Raw genomic sequence first — 22,247 nt, 5'->3', positions numbered from 1 at the left:
AACTGTCACTGCGGCCGCGTCCTCGTGCCGCCTCGGTATAGGAAAGGGGGCCACATCCGGCCTGTGCGAGTTCTTGCGAGGCAAGCTGTTCGAGCACAGGGTGGATGTGGCCCCCAACCATTCAGAGACGCGTCCTACAGGTGAAGCACGCGGTCCTTGATCTCCTGCGTGCGGCCCTGGTTCCAGTATTGGGTGCCGATGTAGCCGCAGGTGCGACGAGCCACGTTCATCTTGGACTGGTCGCGGTTGTGGCAGCTCGGGCACTCCCACACGAGCTTGCCGTCGTCCTCCACGACCTGGATCTCGCCGTCGTAGCCGCACACCTGGCAGTAGTCGCTCTTGGTGTTGAGCTCGGCGTACATGATGTTGTCGTAGATGAACTGCATGACCTTGATGACGGCCTCGAGGTTGTCCTGCATGTTGGGCACCTCGACGTAGGAGATGGCGCCGCCGGGGGAGAGGCGCTGGAAGCGGCTCTCGAAGGCGAGCTTGGTGAAGGCGTCGATCTCCTCGGTCACGTGGACGTGGTAGCTGTTGGTGATGTAGCCCTTGTCCGTGATGCCCTTGATGATGCCGAAGCGGCGCTGCAGGCACTTGGCGAACTTGTAGGTCGTCGACTCGAGCGGCGTGCCGTAGAGCGAGTAGTCGATGTTCTCGGCGGCCTTCCACTCGGCGCACTTGTCGTTCATGTGCTGCATGACGGAGAGCGCGAAGTCGGTGGCCTCGGGGTCGGTGTGGCTGTGGCCGGTCATGGCCTTGACGCACTCGTAGAGGCCGGCGTAGCCGAGGCTGATCGTGGAGTAGCCGCCGTAGAGCAGCTTGTCGATCTTCTCGCCCTTCTTGAGGCGGGCCAGGGCGCCGTACTGCCACAGGATCGGCGCCGCGTCGGAGGTGGTGCCCACGAGGCGGTCGTGGCGGCAGCGCAGGGCGCGGTGGCAGAGCTCGAGGCGCTCGTCGAAGATCTTCCAGAACTCGTCCATGTCGCCCTGGGCGGAGAGCGCCACGTCAGGCAGGTTGATGGTCACGACGCCCTGGTTGAAGCGACCGTAGTACTTCGGCTTGCCCGGCTCCCAGTTGCCGGCGTTGGCCACGTTGTCGTAGCCGTTGCCGGAGCGGTCGGGGGTGAGGAAGGAGCGGCAGCCCATGCAGGTGTACACGTCACCGTTGCCCTCGGTCTCGCCCTTGGACAGCTTGTACTCGCGCATCTTCTTCTCGGAGATGTAGTCGGGCACCATGCGCTTGGCGGTGCACTTGGCGGCGAGCTTGGTGAGGTAGAAGTACTTCGAGTCCTCGGTGACGTTGTCGTCCTCGAGCACGTAGATCAGCTTCGGGAAGGCGGGCGTGATCCAGACGCCGGCCTCGTTCTTGACGCCCTGGTAGCGCTGCTTGAGCATCTCCTCGATCACGAGGGCGAGGTCGGCCTTCTCCTGCTCGTCCTTCGCCTCGTTGAGGTACATGAAGACGGTGATGAAGGGCGCCTGGCCGTTGGTGGTCATGAGGGTGACGACCTGGTACTGGATGGTCTGGACGCCGCGCGCGACCTCGTTGCGCAGGCGCTTCTCGACGATGGCGTTGATCTTCTCCTCGCCGGGGTGCGCGTCGATGGCCTCCATCTCGGCGTAGACGGCGCGGCGGATCTTCTTGCGGCTCACGTCGACGAAGGGCGCGAGGTGCGCGAGCGAGATGGACTGGCCGCCGTACTGGCAGGAGGCCACCTGGGCGATGATCTGCGTGGCGATGTTGCACGCGGTCGAGAAGGAGTGCGGCTTCTCGATCATGGTGCCGGAGATGACGGTGCCGTTCTGCAGCATGTCCTCGAGGTTCACGAGGTCGCAGTTGTGCATGTGCTGCGCGTAGTAGTCGGCGTCGTGGAAGTGGATGATGCCCTCGTTGTGGGCGTCGACGACCTCCTCGGGAAGGAGCTCGCGCATGGCCAGGTCCTTGGAGACCTCGCCGGCCATGTAGTCGCGCTGCACCGAGACGACGGTCGGGTTCTTGTTGGAGTTCTCCTGCTTGACCTCCTCGTTGTTGCTCTCGATGAGCGAGAGGATCTTGTCGTCGGTGGTGTTCTTCTGACGACGCTGGTTCTGCAGGTAGCGGTAGATGATGTACTTGCGGGCCACGGTGAAGCGGTCGAGCGCCATGAGCTGGTCCTCGACGAGGTCCTGGACCTCCTCGACGGTCACGGTGTGGCCGGCGACCTTGCAGGCGTCCTCGACGTTGAGCGAGGCGAACATGACCTCGCGCTCGGTCAGCTGCTCCTCGGTGGGGACCTCCGCGTTGGCCGCCTTGATCGCGTTGACGATCTTGTCGAGGTCAAAGGTGACCTCCGAGCCATTTCGCTTGATGATCTTCATGATCTTCTCGTTCTCCCTCCGTGGTCGTGCGACCCCTGTGGTGCAGTTCCCATCTGCGTGCGACTGCAGGCCCCTTCCCCATCGCAAAAAAAAGACGCGCCACACGGCACGCCAGCGTGGGACCTGTCAGCTGCGTTTAGTGTGCTGGAAGTACTATGCCACAATTCCTAGTGTGTTGCTTGCGGCGTTACCACTATATCTTGTCAACGCGACCTCGGGCTATCCAAAGAAGCCCGCACCTCGCGCGCCGCGCTTTTGCCACCTTCCGCCCTTCGCGCAGGTAGGGAATTCGCACCGACACGCTCACTTTTGTGACTAATTAATATTTGGCGGCGAATATTCGCTCAACTTTGCCGCGAGTCATGAAGCGGGCGTGAATGCCCAGCGCGCGCACTTGGGCGGCGAGCGGTAGGCAGTCCCCGCAACGCTTCGCAACATCCAGCATCGCCGCAGGTAGACCACCACAAACCGCCTACCGCCGCAACACTGCCGCTCGCCCCCTTACGCGCCCCGCGCGGCCGAGAAGAGCCTGCCTCTCGCTCGCGCCCTCGCCCCACAAGAGAGGGGGCCGCGCCTGCGACCCCCTCTGCGGGCCCGCAGGCCCGACCATATATGTAGTGGCGCCGTCCGCCGGCGCGTCAAGTGCGCCCTACGCCTCGAGCACCTTGTTCAGGAAGCTCTTGCAACGCTCGCTCTTCGGGTGGTCGAACACCTCGTCCGGCGTGCCCTCCTCGGCGATCACGCCGCCGTCCACGAAGATCACGCGGTCGGCCACCTGGCGCGCAAAGCCCATCTCGTGCGTGACGACGACCATCGTCATGCCCTCCTCGGCGAGGCTCCGCATGACGTCCAGGACCTCGCCGACCATCTCGGGGTCGAGCGCGCTCGTCGGCTCGTCGAACAGCATCAGGCTCGGGCGCATCGCAAGCGCGCGGGCAATGGCCACGCGCTGCTTCTGGCCGCCGGAGAGGCTGCGCGGCATGGCGTCGGCCTTGTCGGCCAGGCCCACGCGCTCCAGGAGCTGCATCGCGAGCTCCTTGGCCTCGGCCTCGCTCGCCTTCTTGCGCAGCGTCGGCGCGATCGTGATGTTCTCGAGCACGCTCAGGTGCGGGAACAGGTTGAAGTGCTGGAACACCATGCCCACCTGCTCGCGCAGCTCGTCGATGTCGGGCGCGTCCTCGTGCATCACGTGGCCGTCCACGCGCACGGTGCCGGCCGTCGGCTCCTCCAGCGAGTTGATGCAGCGCAGGAACGTGGACTTGCCCGAGCCCGAAGGCCCGATCAGGCACACGACTTCGCCGGTCTCGATGTCGCAGTCAATGCCGCGCAGGACCTCGTTCTCGCCGAAGCTCTTGTGGAGGTCGCGGATCTCTACCTTAGCCAAGGGACACCTTCCTCTCGACGTAGCGTGCAGCAAGCGTGAGCAGCCAGATGACGGCGAAGTACATCACGCCGACGATGATCCAGACCTGGAACGACTGGTACGTGCGCGCGATGATCTGCTGGCCCATCTTGGTCAGCTCCGCCAGGCCGATGACGCTGATGATCGACGTGTCCTTGATCGTGATGCACCACTGGTTCACGACCGAGGGGATGCAGATGCGGATCGCCTGCGGGATGATGATGCGCCACGTGGTCTGGCGCGCCGAGAGGCCCAGCGAGCGCGCGGCCTCGCGCTGCCCGGGGTCGACCGCCTGGATGCCGCCGCGGAAGATCTCCGAGAGGTAGCCGCCCGCGTTCAGCGACAGCGCGATCGTGCCCGCCGCGAACGCGCTGATGCGCACGCCCAGCACGCCGGTCAGGCCGAAGTAGATGAAGAAGCCCTGCACCAGAAGCGGCGTGCCGCGGATGATCGACACGTACACCGCGTTGATCGCGCGCAGCGGCGCATGCTTCGACATGCCCAGAAGCGACGCGCCGATGCCCAGCACCATCGCGATGGCCAGCGACAGCGCCGACAGCTGCAGCGTGAGCACGAGGCCCTGCCCAAGCAGCGGCAGCGATTCCTTCAGGAGGGAGAAAAAGTCCATGTTGTTCCTTTCTAACGAGGTCCGACCGACCACCATACGGTCGGACCAGGCCGCGCGGGCGAGAAAAGCCTGCGCCATGGCCGCACGCAGACGTCCTGTCCCCAGGGCGCCTCCGTGCGGCCTCCGGGAGGCCCCGGAGGCCGGCAAACCTACTTCACGGTCTGGACGTACTTGCTGACGATCTTGTCGTAGGTGCCGTCCGCCTTGATGGCGGCCAGGCCCTCGTTGAACTTCTGCAGCAGCTCGGCGTTGGCGCCCCTGTTCACGGCAAAGCCGTACGGCGTCGCGAACTCGCTCGAGGCGTCGCACTCGGCCACGATCTTGAGGCCCATGCCCACCTTGTCGATGGCGTAGCTCATGACCGGCGTGTCCTCGAAGCAGGCGACGGAGTTGCCCGCCAGCACGTCCTGGTACATGACGTCAGACGTGTCGAACGTCGTCGTGGTGAAGCCGTACTGGCCCTTGATCGACTCGGCCCAGTTCGCGCTCATCGTGCCGTTCTTCACGGCCACGTTCTTGCCGCGCAGCTCCTCGAGGCTGGCCACGCCGCCGTCGGCCTTGGTCGCGCAGCACACGGTCGAGTTGTAGTACGGCTCCGAGAAGTCGAACACCTGCTTGCGCGTGTCCGTGATGCTCATGCCGGCGATCACGCCGTCGGCCTGGTTGGACTGCACGTTCTGCAGGGCGGCGTCAAAGCCCACGGGGTCGATCTTGTACTCGAACCCCTCCTTCTTGGCGATGGCGTCGAGAAGCTCCATGTCGATGCCCACGTACGTGCCGTCGGACTCGGCGTACTCGAACGGCGCGAAGGCGGTGTCGGTCGCGATCTTGTAGGTCTTGCTGCCATTGGCGCCCGTGTCCGCGCCCTGGGCCCCGCCGCCGGCACATCCTGCCAGGCACACGGCGAGCGCGACGCCCGCCACGGCGCCACAGATCTGACGTAGCTTCATGTTCTCCTCCTTTGTCGCATGGAAACTCTAGGGCATGGTACCTGCAACAAGCCTCTACTTTACTAGGCGGCAGTGCGCCTTAACAGTAGTTTTACGCACGCCGAGAGGAGCCTGCCCCTCGCTCCACGCCGTTGACCAGCGCCAACGCGCCCCATGCACCACAATCTGTGTATCTGGTGTCGAAGCATCTCGCACTCGCCACCCACATCCGGGCGAGGGTCGCCTGCGGACGCGGCCGGCCGTGACGCCAGGCTCGAGCAACGCGCCTGCGGACGCGGCCGGCCGTGACGCCAGGCTCGAACAGCGCGCCTGCGGCGCGAACTCGCCTGACGCCACGGCCGACCGCGCTTGAACGTGTGCCTCGCGCACAGGCGCCCCGGCCGGCTCGGCCCCCACGTGCATCTCGCGCCCAAGCGGCCCGCGTTGGGCTAGTGTGCTGTGTCGACACCATTCGCACCGCTCGCGCCATCGGCGCCAGTCGCGCTGGCCCATTGCCTGCGCTCCATGACCAAGGGAGTCCCATGCTTTTCAACTGCCTCGCCGTCGGCTGCGGCGGCTTCATAGGTTCCGTCCTGCGCTACCTTGCCGGCTCCGTCGTGCCTCACGACGCCTTCCCCTGGCACACGCTCGCCATCAACGTCCTCGGCTCTTTCGTGCTCGCCCTCGTCTCCGGACTCGTCCTTCGCGGCGCCCCGCTCGACGAGCGGCTCTCGCTGCTCCTGCGCGTCGGGCTCTGCGGCGGCTTCACTACCATGTCCACGTTCAGCCTCGAGGCGGTCCAGCTCGCCTCATCGACCTCCGCGCTCGCGGCCGTGGGCTACGTCGTCCTCACCGGTGCGCTCTGCATCGGCGCGTCCGCCCTCGGCTACGTCCTCTGATCGGGACCATGCGATATTGTCGGACCCCGTGTCCGGCGGGCGCTGTACGATTTCCCCAAACGAGACCCTCACGCCTGAGCGCGGTCTGCCCTGTGCGCGCAGAGCCTAACCACTCGTAGGAGGAGGCACTCATGCAGAAGCCCACAAGGCAGCAGGTCATAATCGGTTGCGTCGCGGGGGTTGCGGTTGCGGCTCTCGGAACACTCGGCGTGTTCGCGGCCCTCACCGGAGGCTTCACCCACGCCGCGGGACAGGCGCCCGCCCAGCAGTCCCAGCAGCAGTCGACCCAGCAGTCGCAGCAGACCACCCAGAAGAAGGACGACTCCCAGGCGCAGTCCGACCAGAAGAAGGATGGCTCCGGCCAGGTGTCCGGCCAGTCTTCGACCCAGTCCACCGGCCAGTCCCAGTCAACCACCACGGGCGCCGGCCAGGACGCGGCTCCTACCCAGCCCCAGCCCGACGAGGACGCCGCCATTGCCCAGGCCATCGCACGTGGCAAGATGGTCGCCACGGGCACCATCGCCTGCCCCACGGTTGCCGAGCGCGCCGCCCAGGTCGACTACAGCGTCCCCGAGTTCGCGAGCGACAACTCTGCCCTCACCCTGCTCATGCTCGACAGCCCCATGACGGTCACGGCCTACTTCGGCGGCCAGGACGGCCACACGGGCCAGGTGACCTCGATCGGCTTGCCCAACGACGAGATGTACCGCCGCCTTAACGGCCAGCGCGTCACCATCGCGGTCGATAACTGGGGCGCCTTCCCGTCGGACATCGCGTCCAAGCTCTACGACATCATCCTCGGGCCCCGCACCGGCCTCGAGCTCGTCTATCCCGCGTAGCGCACCGCCTCGCAGAACCACCGCGTGATGCTCGTCGGGTGCGTAATCGCCGTACCCACCACCACGGCCCACGCCCCGGCCTCGATCGCCGCGACCGCGTCGGCGGGCGTGTGCACGTGTCCCTCGCACACCACGGGAACGCAGGTAAGCTCGCGCACCGCCTCCCGCACGAGCGCCAGGTCCGGTTCTTCGTCCATGGTCGTGTCGATGGCCGCCTTGTTGAAGCTCAGCGTGGTCGAGACGAGCTCGCATCCGCACTCCGCGGCGCGCCTCATGTCCTCAATCGTCATGCAGTCCGCCATCACGGCCACGTCGCGCGCTTCCCTCAGCTCGCGTACCGTCTCCTCGAAGCTGCGCCCGTCGGGCCGCGCCCGCCCGGTCGCGTCGAGCGCCACGATGTCTGCGCCCGCGTCTGCGCACGCCACGGCGCTCTCGAGCGTCGGCGTGATGTAGACGCCCTCGTGCCCGATCTTCCAGAGCCCTATCACCGGCACGTCCACGCGCCGGCGGATCTCGCGGATGTCGTCCGGCCCCTGGCAGCGGATGCCCGCCGCGCCGCCCAGCGCGCACGCCTCGGCCACGCGCGCCATGGTCTCGCTGTGCCGCATCGGCTCGCCCTCGTAGGCCTGCACGCTCACCACAAGGCCGCCGCGCAGCGCCTCGACCACATCACCGGCCATCACGGCCTCCTCTCCAGCACCGGCGCCAACGCCCCGCGCCCTACAGCGCGTCCTTCGGGCACGCCCTCACGCACTCCATGCACAGGATGCACTCGGTCCCGTTCTCGCGCCTGCGCGAGTCGTCCAGCATGTCCACGTCCATCGGGCACGCGCGACGGCATGCCCCGCACCCCACGCACTTGTCATGGTCGCACGTGATGCGTACGCGCGAGAAGTAGCTCGCAGGCTTCAAAAACACCGTGACCGGGCACACGTACTTGCAGAACGCCCGGTTGTCGCGCAGCACCAGCGCCAGCACGATGCCCATGGCGTAATACGCCACGTTGCCCACCACGAACGCCCAGAACATGATCTGCTCCATGCCGCCCACGCCGGCTAGCATGAGCCCGCCCACAAACGCGAGCGACGCGACGAACACCGCATAGCGGATCCAGCCGATGCCCCTCACGCGCGGCCTGGCGGGAACCTTATGCGGCAGCAGGTCGAGCACCATGGCCGTCCAGCATGCGTAGCCGCACCACCCTCGGCCGAACAGCAGCGGGCCGAAGATCTTCGCCACGGCGTAGTGGATGGTCGCCGCCTCGAACGTCCCGCTAAAGAGGTAGTACCAGAACCCCTCGATCTGCATGTTCTCCCGGCAGACCAGTCCCAGGTACACCAGCATGTAGAGGCCCACCAGAAGCTGCGTGACCCGCCGAGCGTGCGGGCTCCCGTGCATGAACAGCCCCACGCCCAGCGCCACGGACGCGCCAATGTAGCTGAAGTTCGCAAGGTAGAACACGTTCCCCTTCGCGAGCCACAGGCACACGGCCACGACCTCGAACGCGCAGAACATGCCCAGCGGCAAAAGCTTCTTCCTCACGCCTCGCTCCAATTCACGCCTCTCCAACAGTCGCGTTCCGATTCTACGCGCCCCATGCTGCCGACACGTTAACGATGCCACCCAACATGTCCGGCCGAGAAGAGCCTGCCCTCTTCTTTGGGCCCAGCGAATCCCTAGGCCGTGGGGCCAATCGTCCGTGTCCGTATGAGGTGTCCCTCCTGCATGGCGGCGAATGTCGCGACCGCACACGCGACGACGGCAGGCACGGCGACTCCGAGCATGGGGATGGCGAAGGGGACGAGGAACACCACGAGTCCTGCGGCCTTGTTCGCAATGGTGTGCGGTAGGACGAGGCGTCTCTCGATCACGAGGCCGCTTATCACGTTGACGACCTTTACGAGGACGATCAACGCTACCCATACCCATAGCCACGCGGGCACGTCGATGGCAGGAAGGATTTTCACCATGCAGGTAATCGTCAGCACGAAGTCGGCGATGCTGTCGAGCCTGGCTCCGAGTCCGCTTTCCGTGCCGGTCGTTCTCGCCACGAGCCCATCGAGCATGTCGGTCAGGCTTGCGAGTGCGTAGATCAGGAAGAATGGGAGCGAGAAGGCGTCGGGCAGTAACAGAGCGACGCTGAGCACGATCCTGCATATGGTTAGTGCGTTTGCCAAGGGCTTCTGCTTCCTGTCATCGCATTGGATCTTCAGACGACCTAGAGTGGTGGTGTTGGGGGTCCTCTGTCACGAGGGTTTCGCTCGTCTTAGCATCCGTAGGTCGCTCTTTGTTAGCATTATTAATAGTCACTCAGTCTCAGGAGAGCATCGTGTCAGAAGCGCCTGTTGTTATAGATGTGCCCTACCATGACGACCAGGCCATGGTCGCAGATTGCATTGCGTCGACAACGCATGATATCTCGAATCATGCGCTCACGCCTGCCGACAGACATCACCTCACCGACTACCCTACGGTGTACATCATTCGATCCAAGTCGAATGATGTCGAAGATTACATCGTTTATGTTGGTGAGACCAATTCCATTGTCCGCAGAACGGGCGAGCACTACGGCGACGAGAGCGTCTATCACTCGAGTGAGGGCAAGCAACTCTGGCATGAGATCAACAGCGACTCGCCTGCGTTCATGTACGTCGTGGCGCATAGCCACTTCAACAAGTCGCTCACGCTTGACCTTGAGAACACCTTCATGAGCTACGTTCTTGCATCGGGCAACAAGAACGTGCGTCTTGTCAATTCGCGCGGCAATCCTCAGAACGACTACTACACTCACAACGAGCTTCCGCGTCTGGTGTCGCAGGCATGGCGCAAACTCAGTCGCCACGAACCAGAGGTCTTTCCTGCAGAGTCGGCCATCAGGGACTCTGCCATCTTCAAGGCATCTCCCTTTCATCGGCTAGGTGACGAGCAGCGTGTTGCCGAGGAGGCCATCATCGCTAAGATCCATGTTGCTCTCGACGTAGAGGAAGGCACCCGCACCCTCATTCTCGTGGAGGGCGCTGCCGGCACGGGCAAGACCGTCCTCATCAGCCACCTTTTCTACCAGATTGCCAATGAGTTCGGCATGAGCGATGGCGCGACGGACCAGTGCCATGAAGCCAACCTCATCATCAACCATGACGAGCAGGCCACGGTATACGATGCCATCATGATGCGACTCGGTCTCCAGAAGAAGCCTGGCGTCATCGTCAAGAAGCCCACGCAGTTTATCAATCAGCACAGTGAGGGCGGGCATGGTTCGGGCCTGGACCACCAGGACTTCCCGGCCAATCCCATAGACGTCGCGCTCATCGACGAGGCACACCTTCTGCTTAACCAGGGCAACCAGGGCTATCGCGGTTCGCGCAACATGCTCGTGGACGTCCTCAAGCGCGCCCGGGTGGTCGTTGCCGTCTACGACCCCAACCAGGTTCTGCGTAGTTCGCAGGAGGCCGATCCCGCCGTCTTGCAGGAGCTGTTCCCGGAGGATCGTCTCTCAAAGGGCCAGACTGTTGGCGCATCGCGTGATATCGAACTTGGCGGAGAGCCCTGTGCTGTCACAAATATTCACCTCACCCACCAGTTCCGTATTGACGCCAGCGACGCGGTCGTGGAGTGGATTGAGGAGTTCGCTTCTGGCAAGCGTATCGGGCCTATTCCCAAGGACGAGAAGAGCGAGGGCCATATTCCATACGAGATTCGTGTCTTCGACTCGCCCTTTGACCTCAAGATGGCTATCGAGGAGCGGGCCATTACCTTCGATAAGAACGGTCGCATGGTAGACGACGATGCTCATGGTCTCTCGCGTGTTCTTGCGACATATGATTGGCGCTACTCAAGTAAATCGACTCCCAAGAACGGAGACGATGTTTGGGAGGTCAAGCTTTATAAGGATGGGGCTGAGTGGGTGCCTGTTCCGGATGACGACGCCTTTCCCGCTAGACGGTCGCTTGAGGCGAAGGGGCAGTTCTTCCACATGCCTTGGAACTATCAGGCTGAGCTAGAGGAAGGTGAGAGCGTTCGCAACCGCGCATGGGCTGAGCAGTCCCACACACTGGGTGAGTGCGGCTCCATCTACACTATCCAGGGCTTTGATCTGAACGTTGCGGGTGTGATCATTGGCCCTTCGGTCAAGTACCGCGATGGTCGCGTTGTTTTCGACGTGGGCTCTAGCTGTAACCGACAGGCTGTTGCGGGCAGTGATGACCCACAGGAGAACCTCAAGCACGAACTCAACGTGTTGCTAAAACGTGGTGTGCATGGACTCTATCTTTTTGCCGTGGACACTCAGCTTCGTGACCACTTGCGTCAGATGGCGCTTGCCAGTTAGCGCGACGAGAGGGGATCTGATGACGTTCGAGGAGGCGCAACGTCTCGCGGTAGCCTTTAGAGACGAACGAGACTGGGCACAGTTTCACAATCCAAAGGACCTTGCCATTTCCATCTCTTTGGAGGCGGCAGAGCTTCTGGAAGTGTTCCAATGGTCAGGTAACGATCTCGAGTGCGGTGGAAAGTGCGATCGTATTAAGGAGGAGCTTGCCGACGTGCTGATTTACTGCTCGCTTCTCGCAGACCGACTAGGTCTCGACCCCGCTCAGATTATGGCCGACAAGATCAAGGTCAATGCAACGAAGTACCCTGCGGAAAAGTCTCGCTCATCATCAGCTAAGTACACGGAGCTTTAGATGAATTGAGGCTTACGACTTCATTTCAGCGCCGGGTTTAAGTGCCATAGTTGAGAGCCTCCACCGGCTCTAAAGACGTTTTTCATGATTTGAATGCTCGTGGGAGGCGTGTGGAGAGAGGGCGATGTTGGCATCGGTTTAGAACATTCGCATGGGGTGACTGTTCAGAATCAGTGTAAATCGCATCAATTGCATGGAGCGCAAGAGTTCTGCCCGACTTACGAAACGAAAACCAGGCAGGAACAATGCCGGTGAGACAAATGGTGGCGGAGACCCTAGAGCAATCATTCAAGCGACACGGTATATGTGGGAGTTAGATTGGCACAGTAAAGTTTTCGAATCAGCCTAGAAAGACGTGTTCGTGGTGCCAGTCTAGGTACTCTTTGGATGGCTGAAGCTCTTTTCTATTGGGAGTGACAGTCAGACGCCTTCCGTGATACGGGTAGTAGTCTTTGCCGTTCCCGAAGTCATCATGAAGTCGGTTCGATATCACCACTCGCGAATCTGAGTTGGAGTCGTATTCGATGGTGAGATAACCGGCATCGAAGAGCGCGTGCATGTCTGACCTTAGAAGGATGCCGTTGTTGACGGTATTTGGTCCGTCCGAGGAAAAGGACTTGATGTGTGCGGCTTGAAGGACGGGTACCGTGCGCTCGCCCGTTATTGCGCATCTACGTTGGTAAGCGTCCGCGACGAGCGTCCTGAATGCACCTTGGCCAATGCGGCGCTTGACCGTTGTGAGGGTGACGCCTGAGGGCGCCTCTGTTATTTGACCTCTGATGCCGCCCTCGGTGGATGGTTGCCTTCCCCTTAGCCTGAGTTCAACTTCGCCGACGAGTGCGTTTGCGTCTTGGCCGCGGAAAGTCTTTCCCGACACGATGGAGGGGCTCCATCTGTCTGATATGTCGAACCAGTCTCGCTCGTCGAGATAGAACGCGTCGGTCAATATGATGCAAGTGAGCATCGCGTTGGGATCGCGTTTGTCGCCGCTGTTCTTGTAGTGCCAGATTTTGTTGCTTAGTTCGGCTAACCCCGTGGTTCCGTTCTCGGTGCCGAAAGCTCGCCATGCCCAGTCGATGGAGGTTATGGTAGAGCTCACGAAAAAGCCGCCTCCGGCAATGCGGCCCCCATGTGCTGCCTTGAGCTTAAATAGGAACATGTCGCCCTCTGACAGTGCCTTGAAGGGCTGCCCACTGGGCTTCCAGAAGTTTACTTCCGACATGTTGTGGCGACGCAGGTGGTTAAACCAGTCCCAGTCTGTTAGTCCGACGTATGCGTTCATACCAAGACCCCTTGACCTTGAGGTGACGGCATCAATTTTAGTTTTCTTCGTGCAGAGCAGCATGCGTATTCTGGGCTAGCGGAGTTGGCTGAATCAGTTGGTCATTTGGATCTTTGCGGCTAGGGGTGTTTTGGGAGGTAGCCGGTTAGACGGTCTCAAGAATCAGGTCGATCAAAAAAGCATAAAGCAGATGTACGACTTCCTCACAAGTGATGACGAGGGAGTAAGAGAGAAATGGGCCGTTCCAATAGAGGAAGCCTTGGATAATTTAGATCTCTCTTACATGCACTGGCGCTACGCATTTGAAGGGAGAGAAGAAGGGCTAACCGTGAGTTACAGCGTTCTTTCGCTGTTGCTCAGGGCGATACGGGGGCGAGCTGCTGAGGTCACGGGCTACGCCTGTTCGTAGCGTGTATGCCGGAGTGTTGAGATAAGGAGGCTCATTGGCGATTACTTCGAGATGGTGTGACGTTTGATTGCACCGACCACTTAGCTGAGAGCAGAGGAATGGCGTCCTTCGGCGGCCTATGATTGGAGTCACTGGTCCTGGCGAAGGCGGTGATGCTCGGCGTGCAGGTTGGATGGATAGACTTCTCACCTGAGGAACGGAGTCGAACCCTCACGGCTTTGAGGGCGCTTTCTGCGCCTGGGTCCGTCGATGAGCTGGGCATTGGAATCGTGCGCGATGCCGTTGCCGATGTTTTGTTTCCGGGTGCGTCGGCGCTTCCCGCCAATGTGCTTGCGGTGGCATTCCGCCAAAGCACTTCGATTCACGACATGCTGAAGTCACGCCTTTCGACAGCGGCGAGTGTGCACGTGTGTCTCGGGGGGCAGTCATTCGACACTGGCAAGATAACCCAATTCATTCAATGTGGTGGTTCTCGATATACAAGGGTTTGCTGGTGAGGGCGGACGGTGAGGAATATGGGAATGCCTACATTTAGCTGGATTTCGGCATATGAGGGAATTGCGACGGCGCTTCTTGATTATGAGGATCACCAAGATGAGCTCTGCGATATCGTGAACGAAGTTCTCGGCGAGCCGTACGACATTATGGATCCGCTCACGTTCTTCGCGGTGTTTAACGGTAAGAGAAGAAGCTTCGAGACGCGAAAAGAAGTCGTAAGGGTGATTCTCGATCGGCTGCGCGTCAACGCGACTGCCCCTGTCGAGTTTCATGGCATACCTGTTAGAAACCCCCTTCGCTGGCGCTACTGGGATGGCGGGGACGACACGATACGGCATAACTGGCAGGTTTTTCGTTGCGCGTTGAGCTATGCCGACGGAAACCATGAAGCTCGCGCTGAGTTCACGCGACTCTTCGACGTGGTCCGTGCGCAAGGCAACGTGGGCGATGCCAGCCTGACTATGGCCTTGTATTGGGCAAGGCCCAAGGTCTTTCTCCCCGTCGACAGCAATACCCGAACCTATTTGCTGAACCGCTATGACATCGGTGTTCCCGATTCGCTTTCTGGCGAGGAGTACCTTGCGTTGCTTGATGAGGTCCGGAAGAAGTCAACTGATGCCTATCCGACTCTGTCATATCGCGCGTGGGAGATAGGCGGATGGGTGCCGGCGCCCAGTGAGTATGACCCCAGCATTCCTGCGGACAAATGGGGCGAGTTGTTGCGTGATTCGAGTATGACGTCGACCACCATGCTCACCGCGCTGCACTGCCTTGCTAAACATCCCAAGGGGGCGACGTGTGCCGAACTTGATGACGACTATGGACGCGGCTCAAGCTTCTACAGCAGTAATGTCTCGGCTTTCGGCAGGAGAGCCTGCGAGAGATTCGGCGTGAGCCCCTGCGACGTAGGGGGTGCTGATGGTAAGTGGTGGCCTGTGGTCTGCGTGTGCAACCATGCAAGGAAATCAGGGCATGGAGCGTTTGAATGGCGGCTCCGCCCGGAGCTTGCGACGGCCATCTCCGGGCTTGGGGAGGGCGACCTGCTCCTTGAGGATCCAGCGGCGGGAAAACGGTTTTCTTTCAATGGAAAGCGCCTCGACAGGCTTGTCTCTCTCTACAAGAAGGACTTTCCAAGATTCCGTGTGGCGAGCAACGGAGGAGAAGACCGTGAATCCTACAAGTGGGATTACGCCCGAGCGTATCGCGACAACTGGGATATTGACGCCAAAGGCGAAAGGTTTGTCGAGTGCCTTCGTGCGGCGCTGAAGCTGTCTGCGACTGGCCAGGGCTCTCTTCTCGACAATCGACATTCCCATCCATTTGATCGCCTTTATAAGCTCACAGAATTTGATCCTGAGGGCATACGTGATGCGTTCAGAGTGTTGTATGAACCCGATCGTTCGCTGCGTGATGCTTATACGGGCTTCGTGGATGGTGTTGAGGCAGTGCGTCGCGAATATGACGAGGTTTCGGAGAGGCCTTTTGGGGATAGTCACCAAACGCCTTCTGCTGTGAGTCTCTATCTCGCATTTGAGAGGCCTGATCGGTATCACTTCTTCAAGCCCAGCGTGGGCATGGACTTTGCTGAATGCATTGACGTGAGGCTACCAAGTGGCTCTGTTCCGAAGATGCTTGCCTACGAAAGGCTCGCGGATGCCGTGCTGCCAAAGTTGCTGGAAGACTCCGAGCTTGTCGAGTTGAATGACGACGCGCTTACTAAGGAGCAGCGTGCTGTCGATCCTGATCACCACCTAATGCTTCAGGACATTGCCCACTATGCATCGCGTTACATGAAGGCGTGGCATTCCAATTGGAGGGGACTTCTTGCTGGAGATGGCTTGTCGGATGGGGAGGGCGAGGAGGAGCGCATGGAGGAAGCGTACTCGAAAAACATGATTCTGTATGGCCCTCCTGGCACGGGCAAGACATATCAGACGCGTGCGTACGCCGTGGCAATCTGCGATGGGCTTCAGGTCGAGAATGTGCTTGATTCGATGGCGGATCGTGATGGCTACGAAGAGGTGCTCGGTCGCTATAACGAACTCGTTGGCGAAGGACGTATTGGTTTCGTCACCTTCCACCAGTCGTATGGCTACGAGGACTTCATAGAGGGATTTCGCCCGGAATGCGACGAGGAGACGGGTGACGTTACCTATCAGCTGAAGAAGGGCGCATTTCGCGAGTTCTGCGAAACGGCCGAGGACGTGGTTGCTGTCGCGTCCGTCGAGAGCGGCATACCCAGGTTTTCTGACAATCCCCGTCCGCGCGTTTGGAAGATGGGATTAAAGACAGGCAGCGTGGCTGATCTGCTTGAGAAATGTCGCGCTGAGGGCAGCCTTCGCATGGGCTGGGATGAGGTGAGCCCTGACGACGTAGATGGGTCAACGAGCCTCAGTGAAATGAACAAGCGTGCAATCAACGCCTTTCAAGAGGAGATGCGGCAAGGTGATTTCGTCGTGATCCCTGGCGCCTCGAGCGCCCAGTATGATGTCGCGGTTGTGACAAGTGACTTTGCATGGGACGAGGGGGCGACGGCCGCCAAGCGCAAGAGGAAGGCTCAGTGGATCGGCTCTATTCCCAAGAGCGATTTCCTGCCGATCAATGGCGGCAAGGTGCTTACGCTACAGACAGTCTATGAGCTTTCACGCGTGAGCGCCTCGAGACTCTTAGGGGCCATGGGCATGGGCGAAACCAGCGCAACTACGTCAAAGCCCGCGAAGCCCTATGTCTTCATTATCGACGAGATAAACAGGGGCAACGTATCCAAGGTATTTGGAGAGCTCATCACGTTGCTAGAGCCGAGCAAGCGCAAGGGCGCAGCGGAGGAGACGAGTGTTGAGCTCCCGTATTCCGGCGATCCGTTCAGCGTGCCAAGCAATGTGTACGTGCTGGGAACGATGAACACGGCAGACCGCTCGATTGCACTGATGGACACTGCGCTGCGGAGACGCTTCGAATTCGTTGAGGTGATGCCCGAGCCCCGTCTTCTCGAGGAAATCGACATCGAGGGGGTGAATGTCGCGCGTTTGCTTGCCGTGATGAACGAGCGTATCGAGCTGCTGTACGACCGCGAGCACACGTTGGGCCACGCTTATCTGATGGACCTGAAGGGCGATCCGTCAATCGAGCGTCTGGCTAGGGTCTTCGAGACTAGGCTGATACCCCTTCTTCAGGAGTACTTCTTTGACGACTACGGAAAGATTCGTTCCGTGCTTGGTGCTGCGGCGGACGAGTTTATCAAGGAGAGCGATGGCACAAACGTGTTCTGGGGAGATGACGTGGCTGAGTATGATCGGCTCAGGGCGTATCGAGTGAAGAGGGCACCACGAGACCCGGGTGCATACACACTCATCTACCAGACAGGTCAAGAGGGCTAGGCCATGTCCAAAGCGCCTGTGGTTGTGCGAGAGTACGAGTATCTCGTCCCTGAGGATAAGGGCAGGGCAGGCTGTCATTGCGTTGGGGCGGAAAGCTTTGCCATGCTTCGCGAATTCTCTCTGGCGAATCGCGAGGGAGACAGCCCGCTTGAGCTCATGCGACTGTGTTCGCCCCGTGGCATTGGAGAGGCTATTCAACTGCAGAACTACGTAGGCGTGGTTGAGCTTCGTAACGGCATGCAGGTCGAGATGCTTCCCAAGATCGATATCGCGGGTGGATCTCACTTTACGGACCGCGAGATTTTCGCGCGTATGCTCGAAGAGCTAGGGACCGACGTTACGTTTCGCTCTTTCGACAGAACAGGTCTAACCACTGGCAATACGCCGCTGTTCGAGGTCTTCGTCTCCATGTTTATGGAAGAGGTTGCCAGTCTCGTGAGGCATGGCATCCGGTCGTCCTACGTGACAGTTGAGTCAGAGGAGAGCTTTATTCGAGGCAAGATCGACTTCTCCAGAGAGTTCAGAAAGGGCGCCGCGAGGGCTCACGTGACGAATCTCATTCATGACGAGCTGCTGCCGGACCGGCCTGAAAACAGGCTTGTTAAAGCGACGCTGATTTATCTTCGAAGGAGCTCGAGAGACAACCACAATGTGAGGCGGGCCACCCGGCTTCTTCCCGCGTTCGAGGAAGTCGGTCGGTGCGCAAACGTTGATGCTGACCTTGCAAGATGCGTCGTTGATCGTACGACGAGGGCTTACGACACCCTGATTGCCTGGTGCCGCGTCTTTCTGCGCGGAGAGAGCTTCTCGATGTTCAAGGGCGAGAGCGTGGCCACGGCGTTGCTGTTCCCCATGGAGAGGGTCTTCGAGGATTTCGTTGGCAGGTTGCTCAAGCGCAAGGCCGTGTGCGATGCGCGCGTCAATCGCGTTGAGCTGCAGGCCAGGGGACAGTGGCTCTTTGAGGGAAGGCGAGTGGCTCTTCGCCCGGACATTCTCTGCTCGTGTGCAAGCGGACGCAATGTCGTGCTCGATACCAAGTGGAAGCGTGTTGCTGGTCCTAGGGATCTGTCTGTTGTGGACATGCATCAGATGTATGCATACGGGCAGCGCTATCGTGCCGAAGGGGAGGAGTGCCAGCACGTTGTCCTCCTGTATCCATGGCATAAGGGGGTGTCGGCGGGCTTGATGCCTAGGGGTAGGCATGTGAGTGCCGACGGCGTACAAGTCGACATGTTCTTCTTTGATTTGTCTGATGCGACCAAGAGTGCGGAAGAGCTCTTGTCAACTATCGAGAGTCTTGCGGGGTAACGAGGTGGATGACATGGAAGAACCTGCATGCGGTCGAAATCTGGCAGATATTATCCGTCGGCTTTATGACATTGTGGGGGAACTGGAACGAGACTATGGCGAACATGGTCGCCACTTCACTGTTGATGGACATCTGATTGGAAGTATTGGTGAGGTGTATGCGGCAGAGAGGTACGGCATCAAGCTCTTTACCTCGTCCAAGCCCGTGCATGATGGAAAGGCTTCTGATGGGCGACTTGTTCAGGTTAAGGTTACCCAACGCGATAGCGTTGCTTTGAGTGATAACCCCGACTACCTGATCGTTCTGAAAATCGATGGCGCAGGCAGGTTCATTGAGATATATAACGGCCCTGGCAAGCCTGTATGGGACTTGTTTAGGAATAGGGTCAGGCCGAAGAACGGTCAGTATCAAGTCTCGCTCTCAAGGCTTAAAGTAATGGCCGGGGATGTCGAGATGTGCGATCGGATACGAGCCTGACGAGGAGAAACGCTGAGGACAACATGTCGTTGCGCGTTTAGGTGACGCGGTTATCAATATGCCGACATGCACGCGATCCGCTTGTTGATGCCGACGGAGAGCACTCCTGTTCAGTTGTAAACTGATTCGAGGAGTTATGAGGTGATGTGCTTCATGAACGTTCCCGAAGACGACGGGCAGTTACAGCATATTCCGATAAAGTCTCTCGCAATTGGTGCCGCACTGCGCAGGCAGCTGATCGCCGCTGGCTTCAAAGAACTTGGCGAAGTGTTTGAATCAGGCGATGCGGAATTGGACGAGCGAATCGGCGTGGACTCGGCTGATCAAGTGAGCCGTCTCAAGGATTCGTTTCGCAAGAACCCCGATGCGTTCGCCGAGCGTTATTGTCGGCAGGAAATGGGCGATCGCGCGTCTGTGGTAAATGCTCGTGGAACACGGAATGCGGATTCAGTCATTGCTAGCGTCCCCAGGTCGTCAAGAACGACGGTACGACGAGACGGACAGAGAATGGGTGAGGTCAGCTCCGGGCGACTACCTCTTTGCGATGAATCTGACGAGTTGAGGCGTTTCGAGAAGAAGGCTTTGCGGGCCATCAACATCGTCGCCGATCATGCCGAAGATGCCTTCGTTGCAGAGGCTCTCGACTTGATCGCAACCGATATCTTCGATTTGAGAAAAGACGTCAGCGGCGTCTTTGCCGCTGCGCAGAGGAGGTCGTCCGCTCGCTCGTCTATCGAGGCGACCAAAGGTCTAACAACCGAGACCCCAAACGCATTTCTTCTCTACATGCTTGATTCGGTGCAGAGAAACTTTACTGGCGACTCGGTCTGGCATGCGTCATTTGACGAGTTAGGTATTAAGGACCAAACGAGCAGGGTTGCCATTCCTCACTTTGTATACGACAGGATCAAGTACAAGGGATTCAACGTCTACAACGAGGAAGAGACACAGTACCAGTATTTCTACACTGCACTGCTGCATGCCGGCCTCGCCGAGTCTGACTGGGTATCCATCTGGTCGCGTCTCATCATTCCCCTTGTGAGAGGGATGCAGAAGGGCAGGCTACCCGATGGGGCATATCCTACCGCCGCTGACCTCATTCGGTTGGCAAACGACAAACACAGCGGTTTCTATCTCGCGAATCGGTCCGCGCAGAACCTGATTCACAAGGTGCCTGAGGTGACGGGGCCGATGCTCGTGAGCGCCCTTTCCGTTGCGGAGACGGCGCTGTCGAGCGCGACGGGTTCGGGCGATACGATCATGGCCTCGAGCGGAGCGCTTCCGACTGCGGCCATGAATGCGCTCAAGGCGGTCCTTGACTCAAAGGCCGCGGGCGGTTCGTCCAAGTCGCGCTTTTCTCGTCTGGTCTACTTCCCGAACGCGGAGCTTCGGCTTTCGCCAGAAGACGAAGAGGAGCCCATTTGCATCCACTGGGAACGCGCGCGGTTCCCACGGCGGTTCGCGGGCAGGATGGTTACCTACAGGGTCAATGGTGAGGTTGTCGCGAGCGCAGAGGTACTCAATGGCGTGGAGTCTGCGGTTCTCGAGGAGGTTAACGTCAGGCTTGCGCCGTCCCGTGCGTATGACGTCGAGGTCGAGCTGTCGGGTGGGGACGAGTCGACTCTTGGGAGGCTTTTTGCAACGCAGTCCTTCCGCGCAAACCACCCTGGCGTCTACGAGTTCGTGTCTGTGGGCGATGGTGTTCTGCGCCAAAAGAGGCGTCCTTTGCGCCGGAAGAGGACCGTATATTGCCTTGTGGCGCCGGGCTTTGAGATTCGTCCTGGCAGCGGGATGGTTCGCTTAAACCGAAACGAACTGAGTATCGGCCATTCCATTGAGACCTTCGAGATGGACGACATGGGCTGCGGCGAGGTTTGCGATTCCAAAGGCGCGCAGGTCTCTGCCTGGTGCGAGGGATTTCGCGTGACCGTGGACCGCAGCCGCGTAATTGGCGAGGGCATGGGTCGGTCCGACCTCTATCCAAGCTATCGCGTTGATGATGGGAGCGGGAAGGAAGGATTCAACGACGCGCTGCCCTCGGTAACGATTGAGGGCCGTGTTGATGGCTTCGATTACCAACAGCTTGATGTCGAGCTTCTCTGCGATGGTCAGAAGACTTCTGTCAAACGCAAGAATAAGGAACAGCTGGGGGAACATGACGTAGGAATTGTTAGCCTCAGGCTCGACCAGAGCATGATCCCCAATTTGGTTGCCGATGGAAGGCTAAGGGTTGTCCATCGCAAAACCGGTGCACTGGTTCTCAACTACAGGTTTTCCGTCGTTCCGATACGTCGCATTGCGCTCGAAAGCGCGCGGGTGGATGGGAGTGACACTGTCGTCGCGCGCTACGGGATCGATGTCAAGAAGGACTGCGCGATTCGTAGTGGAGCCTCGTCCAATCTGCCTTGGACCAAAGGGTCAGTCCATGTCGAGACTCCTTTATCGGACGAGTGGCTAGCAGTCGAGGTCGCCAAGAAGGTTGGTGCGGAAATCGCGAAGGTTAGGGCCAGCATCTTCCTTGCGGGCATCGACATCGTCGGACCAGCCGTGACAAGAGATTCCTGTGGCGTGGCTCCAGATGCGTACGATCTTCAGGAGGCGCCTGCCGATAGCAAGGACGTGACAATTCGCTGCCAAGGGAGAAGGGCTTCGCGAGGGGCATATCTTTCGCTGGGGCAGATTCCGTGCTTCTATAAGATGCTTCCCGTTGCGTCTCGGTATCGGGTGTCGCCGTTTTCTGATTTGCGTTCGGGCATGGTGGGGGATGGTCGCGCGATTAAACTGCAACTTGTTCTCAACTATGAGTGTGGGCAACATCTTGCCAAACAGCCTCCTTGCGTGCTTGATCTAGGTTCAGTTGTGTCGGGCTTCAACTTTGGCGAGTGCTCCCTTAGGACGGGCGTGCGGGGCTGTTCGCTCGAGCTCTCGCGCGGCGTCGACTATGATCTGGTTGCCCGTTTCTCAAAGGTTCGAGGCGACCGCGAGATTGTCTTGTGTGATGACGTTGCGATTCCGGCTGGGGCCCGTGAATTCGAGCTGCCTAGGCAGGCCGAGGAGGCCCTGGTCTCAAGAGGTCTGCTGAGAGTCACTTTTGCATGCGTTGATGTCTTTGGTGACGCGGACTTCTCGACGTGCCAACGCATCACTATCAAGAGATAG

At 59.9% G+C, this 22,247-nt stretch carries 18 protein-coding genes; 10 read left to right on the top strand and 8 right to left on the bottom strand.

The genetic code is table 11. The features are described from left to right. Nucleotides 1-134: 134 nt before the first annotated feature. The 4 genes from nrdD to M5D76_RS00315 form a co-directional block, all read right to left on the bottom strand. Nucleotides 135-2,357, bottom strand: coding sequence for an anaerobic ribonucleoside-triphosphate reductase (nrdD, locus tag M5D76_RS00330; protein WP_248921421.1), 2,223 nt, complete (start codon nt 2,355-2,357; stop codon nt 135-137). Between the two features lie 649 nt (nt 2,358-3,006). Further along, nucleotides 3,007-3,741 (bottom strand): amino acid ABC transporter ATP-binding protein, encoded by a 735-nt coding sequence (locus M5D76_RS00325; RefSeq protein ID WP_248921420.1) that lies wholly within the window; start codon nt 3,739-3,741, stop codon nt 3,007-3,009. Beyond that, complete coding sequence (locus M5D76_RS00320) at nt 3,734-4,387, bottom strand: amino acid ABC transporter permease (RefSeq protein WP_248921419.1); 654 nt, start codon at nt 4,385-4,387, stop codon at nt 3,734-3,736. Before M5D76_RS00320 ends, M5D76_RS00325 begins: the two co-directional genes overlap by 8 nt. Nucleotides 4,388-4,536: 149 nt before the next feature. Beyond that, nucleotides 4,537-5,337, bottom strand: a complete 801-nt coding sequence (locus M5D76_RS00315; protein WP_248921418.1) for a transporter substrate-binding domain-containing protein — start codon at nt 5,335-5,337, stop codon at nt 4,537-4,539. 521 nt (nt 5,338-5,858) lie between these two features. Here M5D76_RS00315 and crcB point away from each other — a divergent pair. Together crcB and M5D76_RS00305 are read left to right on the top strand one after the other, a co-directional pair. Continuing rightward, nucleotides 5,859-6,215, top strand: a complete 357-nt coding sequence (gene crcB, locus M5D76_RS00310; protein WP_248921417.1) for a fluoride efflux transporter CrcB — start codon at nt 5,859-5,861, stop codon at nt 6,213-6,215. Nucleotides 6,216-6,346: 131 nt separating this feature from the next. After that, nucleotides 6,347-7,054, top strand: coding sequence for a hypothetical protein (locus M5D76_RS00305; RefSeq protein WP_248921416.1), 708 nt, complete (start codon nt 6,347-6,349; stop codon nt 7,052-7,054). Here the strand turns inward: M5D76_RS00305 and M5D76_RS00300 are convergent. From M5D76_RS00300 to M5D76_RS00290, 3 genes are all read right to left on the bottom strand, one after another. After that, entirely contained in the window at nt 7,042-7,734 is a 693-nt protein-coding gene (locus tag M5D76_RS00300) for an N-acetylmannosamine-6-phosphate 2-epimerase (protein WP_248921415.1), read from the bottom strand. The genes M5D76_RS00305 and M5D76_RS00300 overlap by 13 nt on opposite strands. Before the next feature lie 40 nt (nt 7,735-7,774). Beyond that, on the bottom strand, nt 7,775-8,596 hold the full coding sequence (locus M5D76_RS00295) for a 4Fe-4S binding protein (RefSeq protein ID WP_248921414.1): 822 nt from the start codon (nt 8,594-8,596) through the stop codon (nt 7,775-7,777). 134 nt (nt 8,597-8,730) lie between these two features. Continuing rightward, nucleotides 8,731-9,231 carry a CDP-alcohol phosphatidyltransferase family protein gene (locus tag M5D76_RS00290; RefSeq protein ID WP_248921413.1) on the bottom strand — a complete coding sequence of 167 codons (501 nt, stop codon included), beginning with the start codon at nt 9,229-9,231 and terminating at the stop codon, nt 8,731-8,733. A gap of 152 nt (nt 9,232-9,383) precedes the next feature. Between M5D76_RS00290 and M5D76_RS00285 the strand changes: the two genes are divergently transcribed. Together M5D76_RS00285 and M5D76_RS00280 are read left to right on the top strand one after the other, a co-directional pair. Next, nucleotides 9,384-11,381, top strand: coding sequence for a DNA/RNA helicase domain-containing protein (locus M5D76_RS00285; protein ID WP_248921412.1), 1,998 nt, complete (start codon nt 9,384-9,386; stop codon nt 11,379-11,381). 19 nt (nt 11,382-11,400) lie between these two features. Then, nucleotides 11,401-11,736, top strand: a complete 336-nt coding sequence (locus M5D76_RS00280) for a nucleotide pyrophosphohydrolase (RefSeq protein ID WP_248921411.1) — start codon at nt 11,401-11,403, stop codon at nt 11,734-11,736. 340 nt (nt 11,737-12,076) lie between these two features. Here the strand turns inward: M5D76_RS00280 and M5D76_RS00275 are convergent, their stop codons facing one another. Continuing rightward, entirely contained in the window at nt 12,077-13,018 is a 942-nt protein-coding gene (locus tag M5D76_RS00275) for an HNH endonuclease (protein WP_248921410.1), read from the bottom strand. A gap of 190 nt (nt 13,019-13,208) precedes the next feature. On the opposite strand from M5D76_RS00275, the gene M5D76_RS00270 reads away from it, so the two are divergent. The 6 genes from M5D76_RS00270 (at nt 13,209) to M5D76_RS00250 (ending at nt 22,247) form a co-directional block, all read left to right on the top strand. Further along, nucleotides 13,209-13,427 carry a hypothetical protein gene (locus M5D76_RS00270; protein WP_248921409.1) on the top strand — a complete coding sequence of 73 codons (219 nt, stop codon included), beginning with the start codon at nt 13,209-13,211 and terminating at the stop codon, nt 13,425-13,427. A gap of 152 nt (nt 13,428-13,579) precedes the next feature. Beyond that, nucleotides 13,580-13,924: a DUF6361 family protein gene (locus M5D76_RS09315; protein ID WP_428847215.1), complete on the top strand. Its 345-nt coding sequence runs from the start codon at nt 13,580-13,582 to the stop codon at nt 13,922-13,924. A 24-nt stretch (nt 13,925-13,948) separates the two neighbouring features. After that, nucleotides 13,949-17,302: an McrB family protein gene (locus tag M5D76_RS00265; protein ID WP_248921408.1), complete on the top strand. Its 3,354-nt coding sequence runs from the start codon at nt 13,949-13,951 to the stop codon at nt 17,300-17,302. Between the two features lie 3 nt (nt 17,303-17,305). Beyond that, a complete protein-coding gene (locus tag M5D76_RS00260) occupies nt 17,306-18,610 on the top strand; it encodes an McrC family protein (protein ID WP_248921407.1) in 1,305 nt (434 codons plus the stop codon). Between the two features lie 13 nt (nt 18,611-18,623). Then, entirely contained in the window at nt 18,624-19,088 is a 465-nt protein-coding gene (locus M5D76_RS00255) for a DUF6998 domain-containing protein (RefSeq protein WP_248921406.1), read from the top strand. 153 nt (nt 19,089-19,241) lie between these two features. After that, entirely contained in the window at nt 19,242-22,247 is a 3,006-nt protein-coding gene (locus M5D76_RS00250) for a hypothetical protein (protein ID WP_248921405.1), read from the top strand.

The organism is Olsenella intestinalis, assembly GCF_023276655.1.
Taxonomy (GTDB): domain Bacteria; phylum Actinomycetota; class Coriobacteriia; order Coriobacteriales; family Atopobiaceae; genus Olsenella_J; species Olsenella_J intestinalis.
Note: the sequence above shows the minus strand (reverse complement) of the source record. Positions and strands in the feature narration are given on the sequence as shown.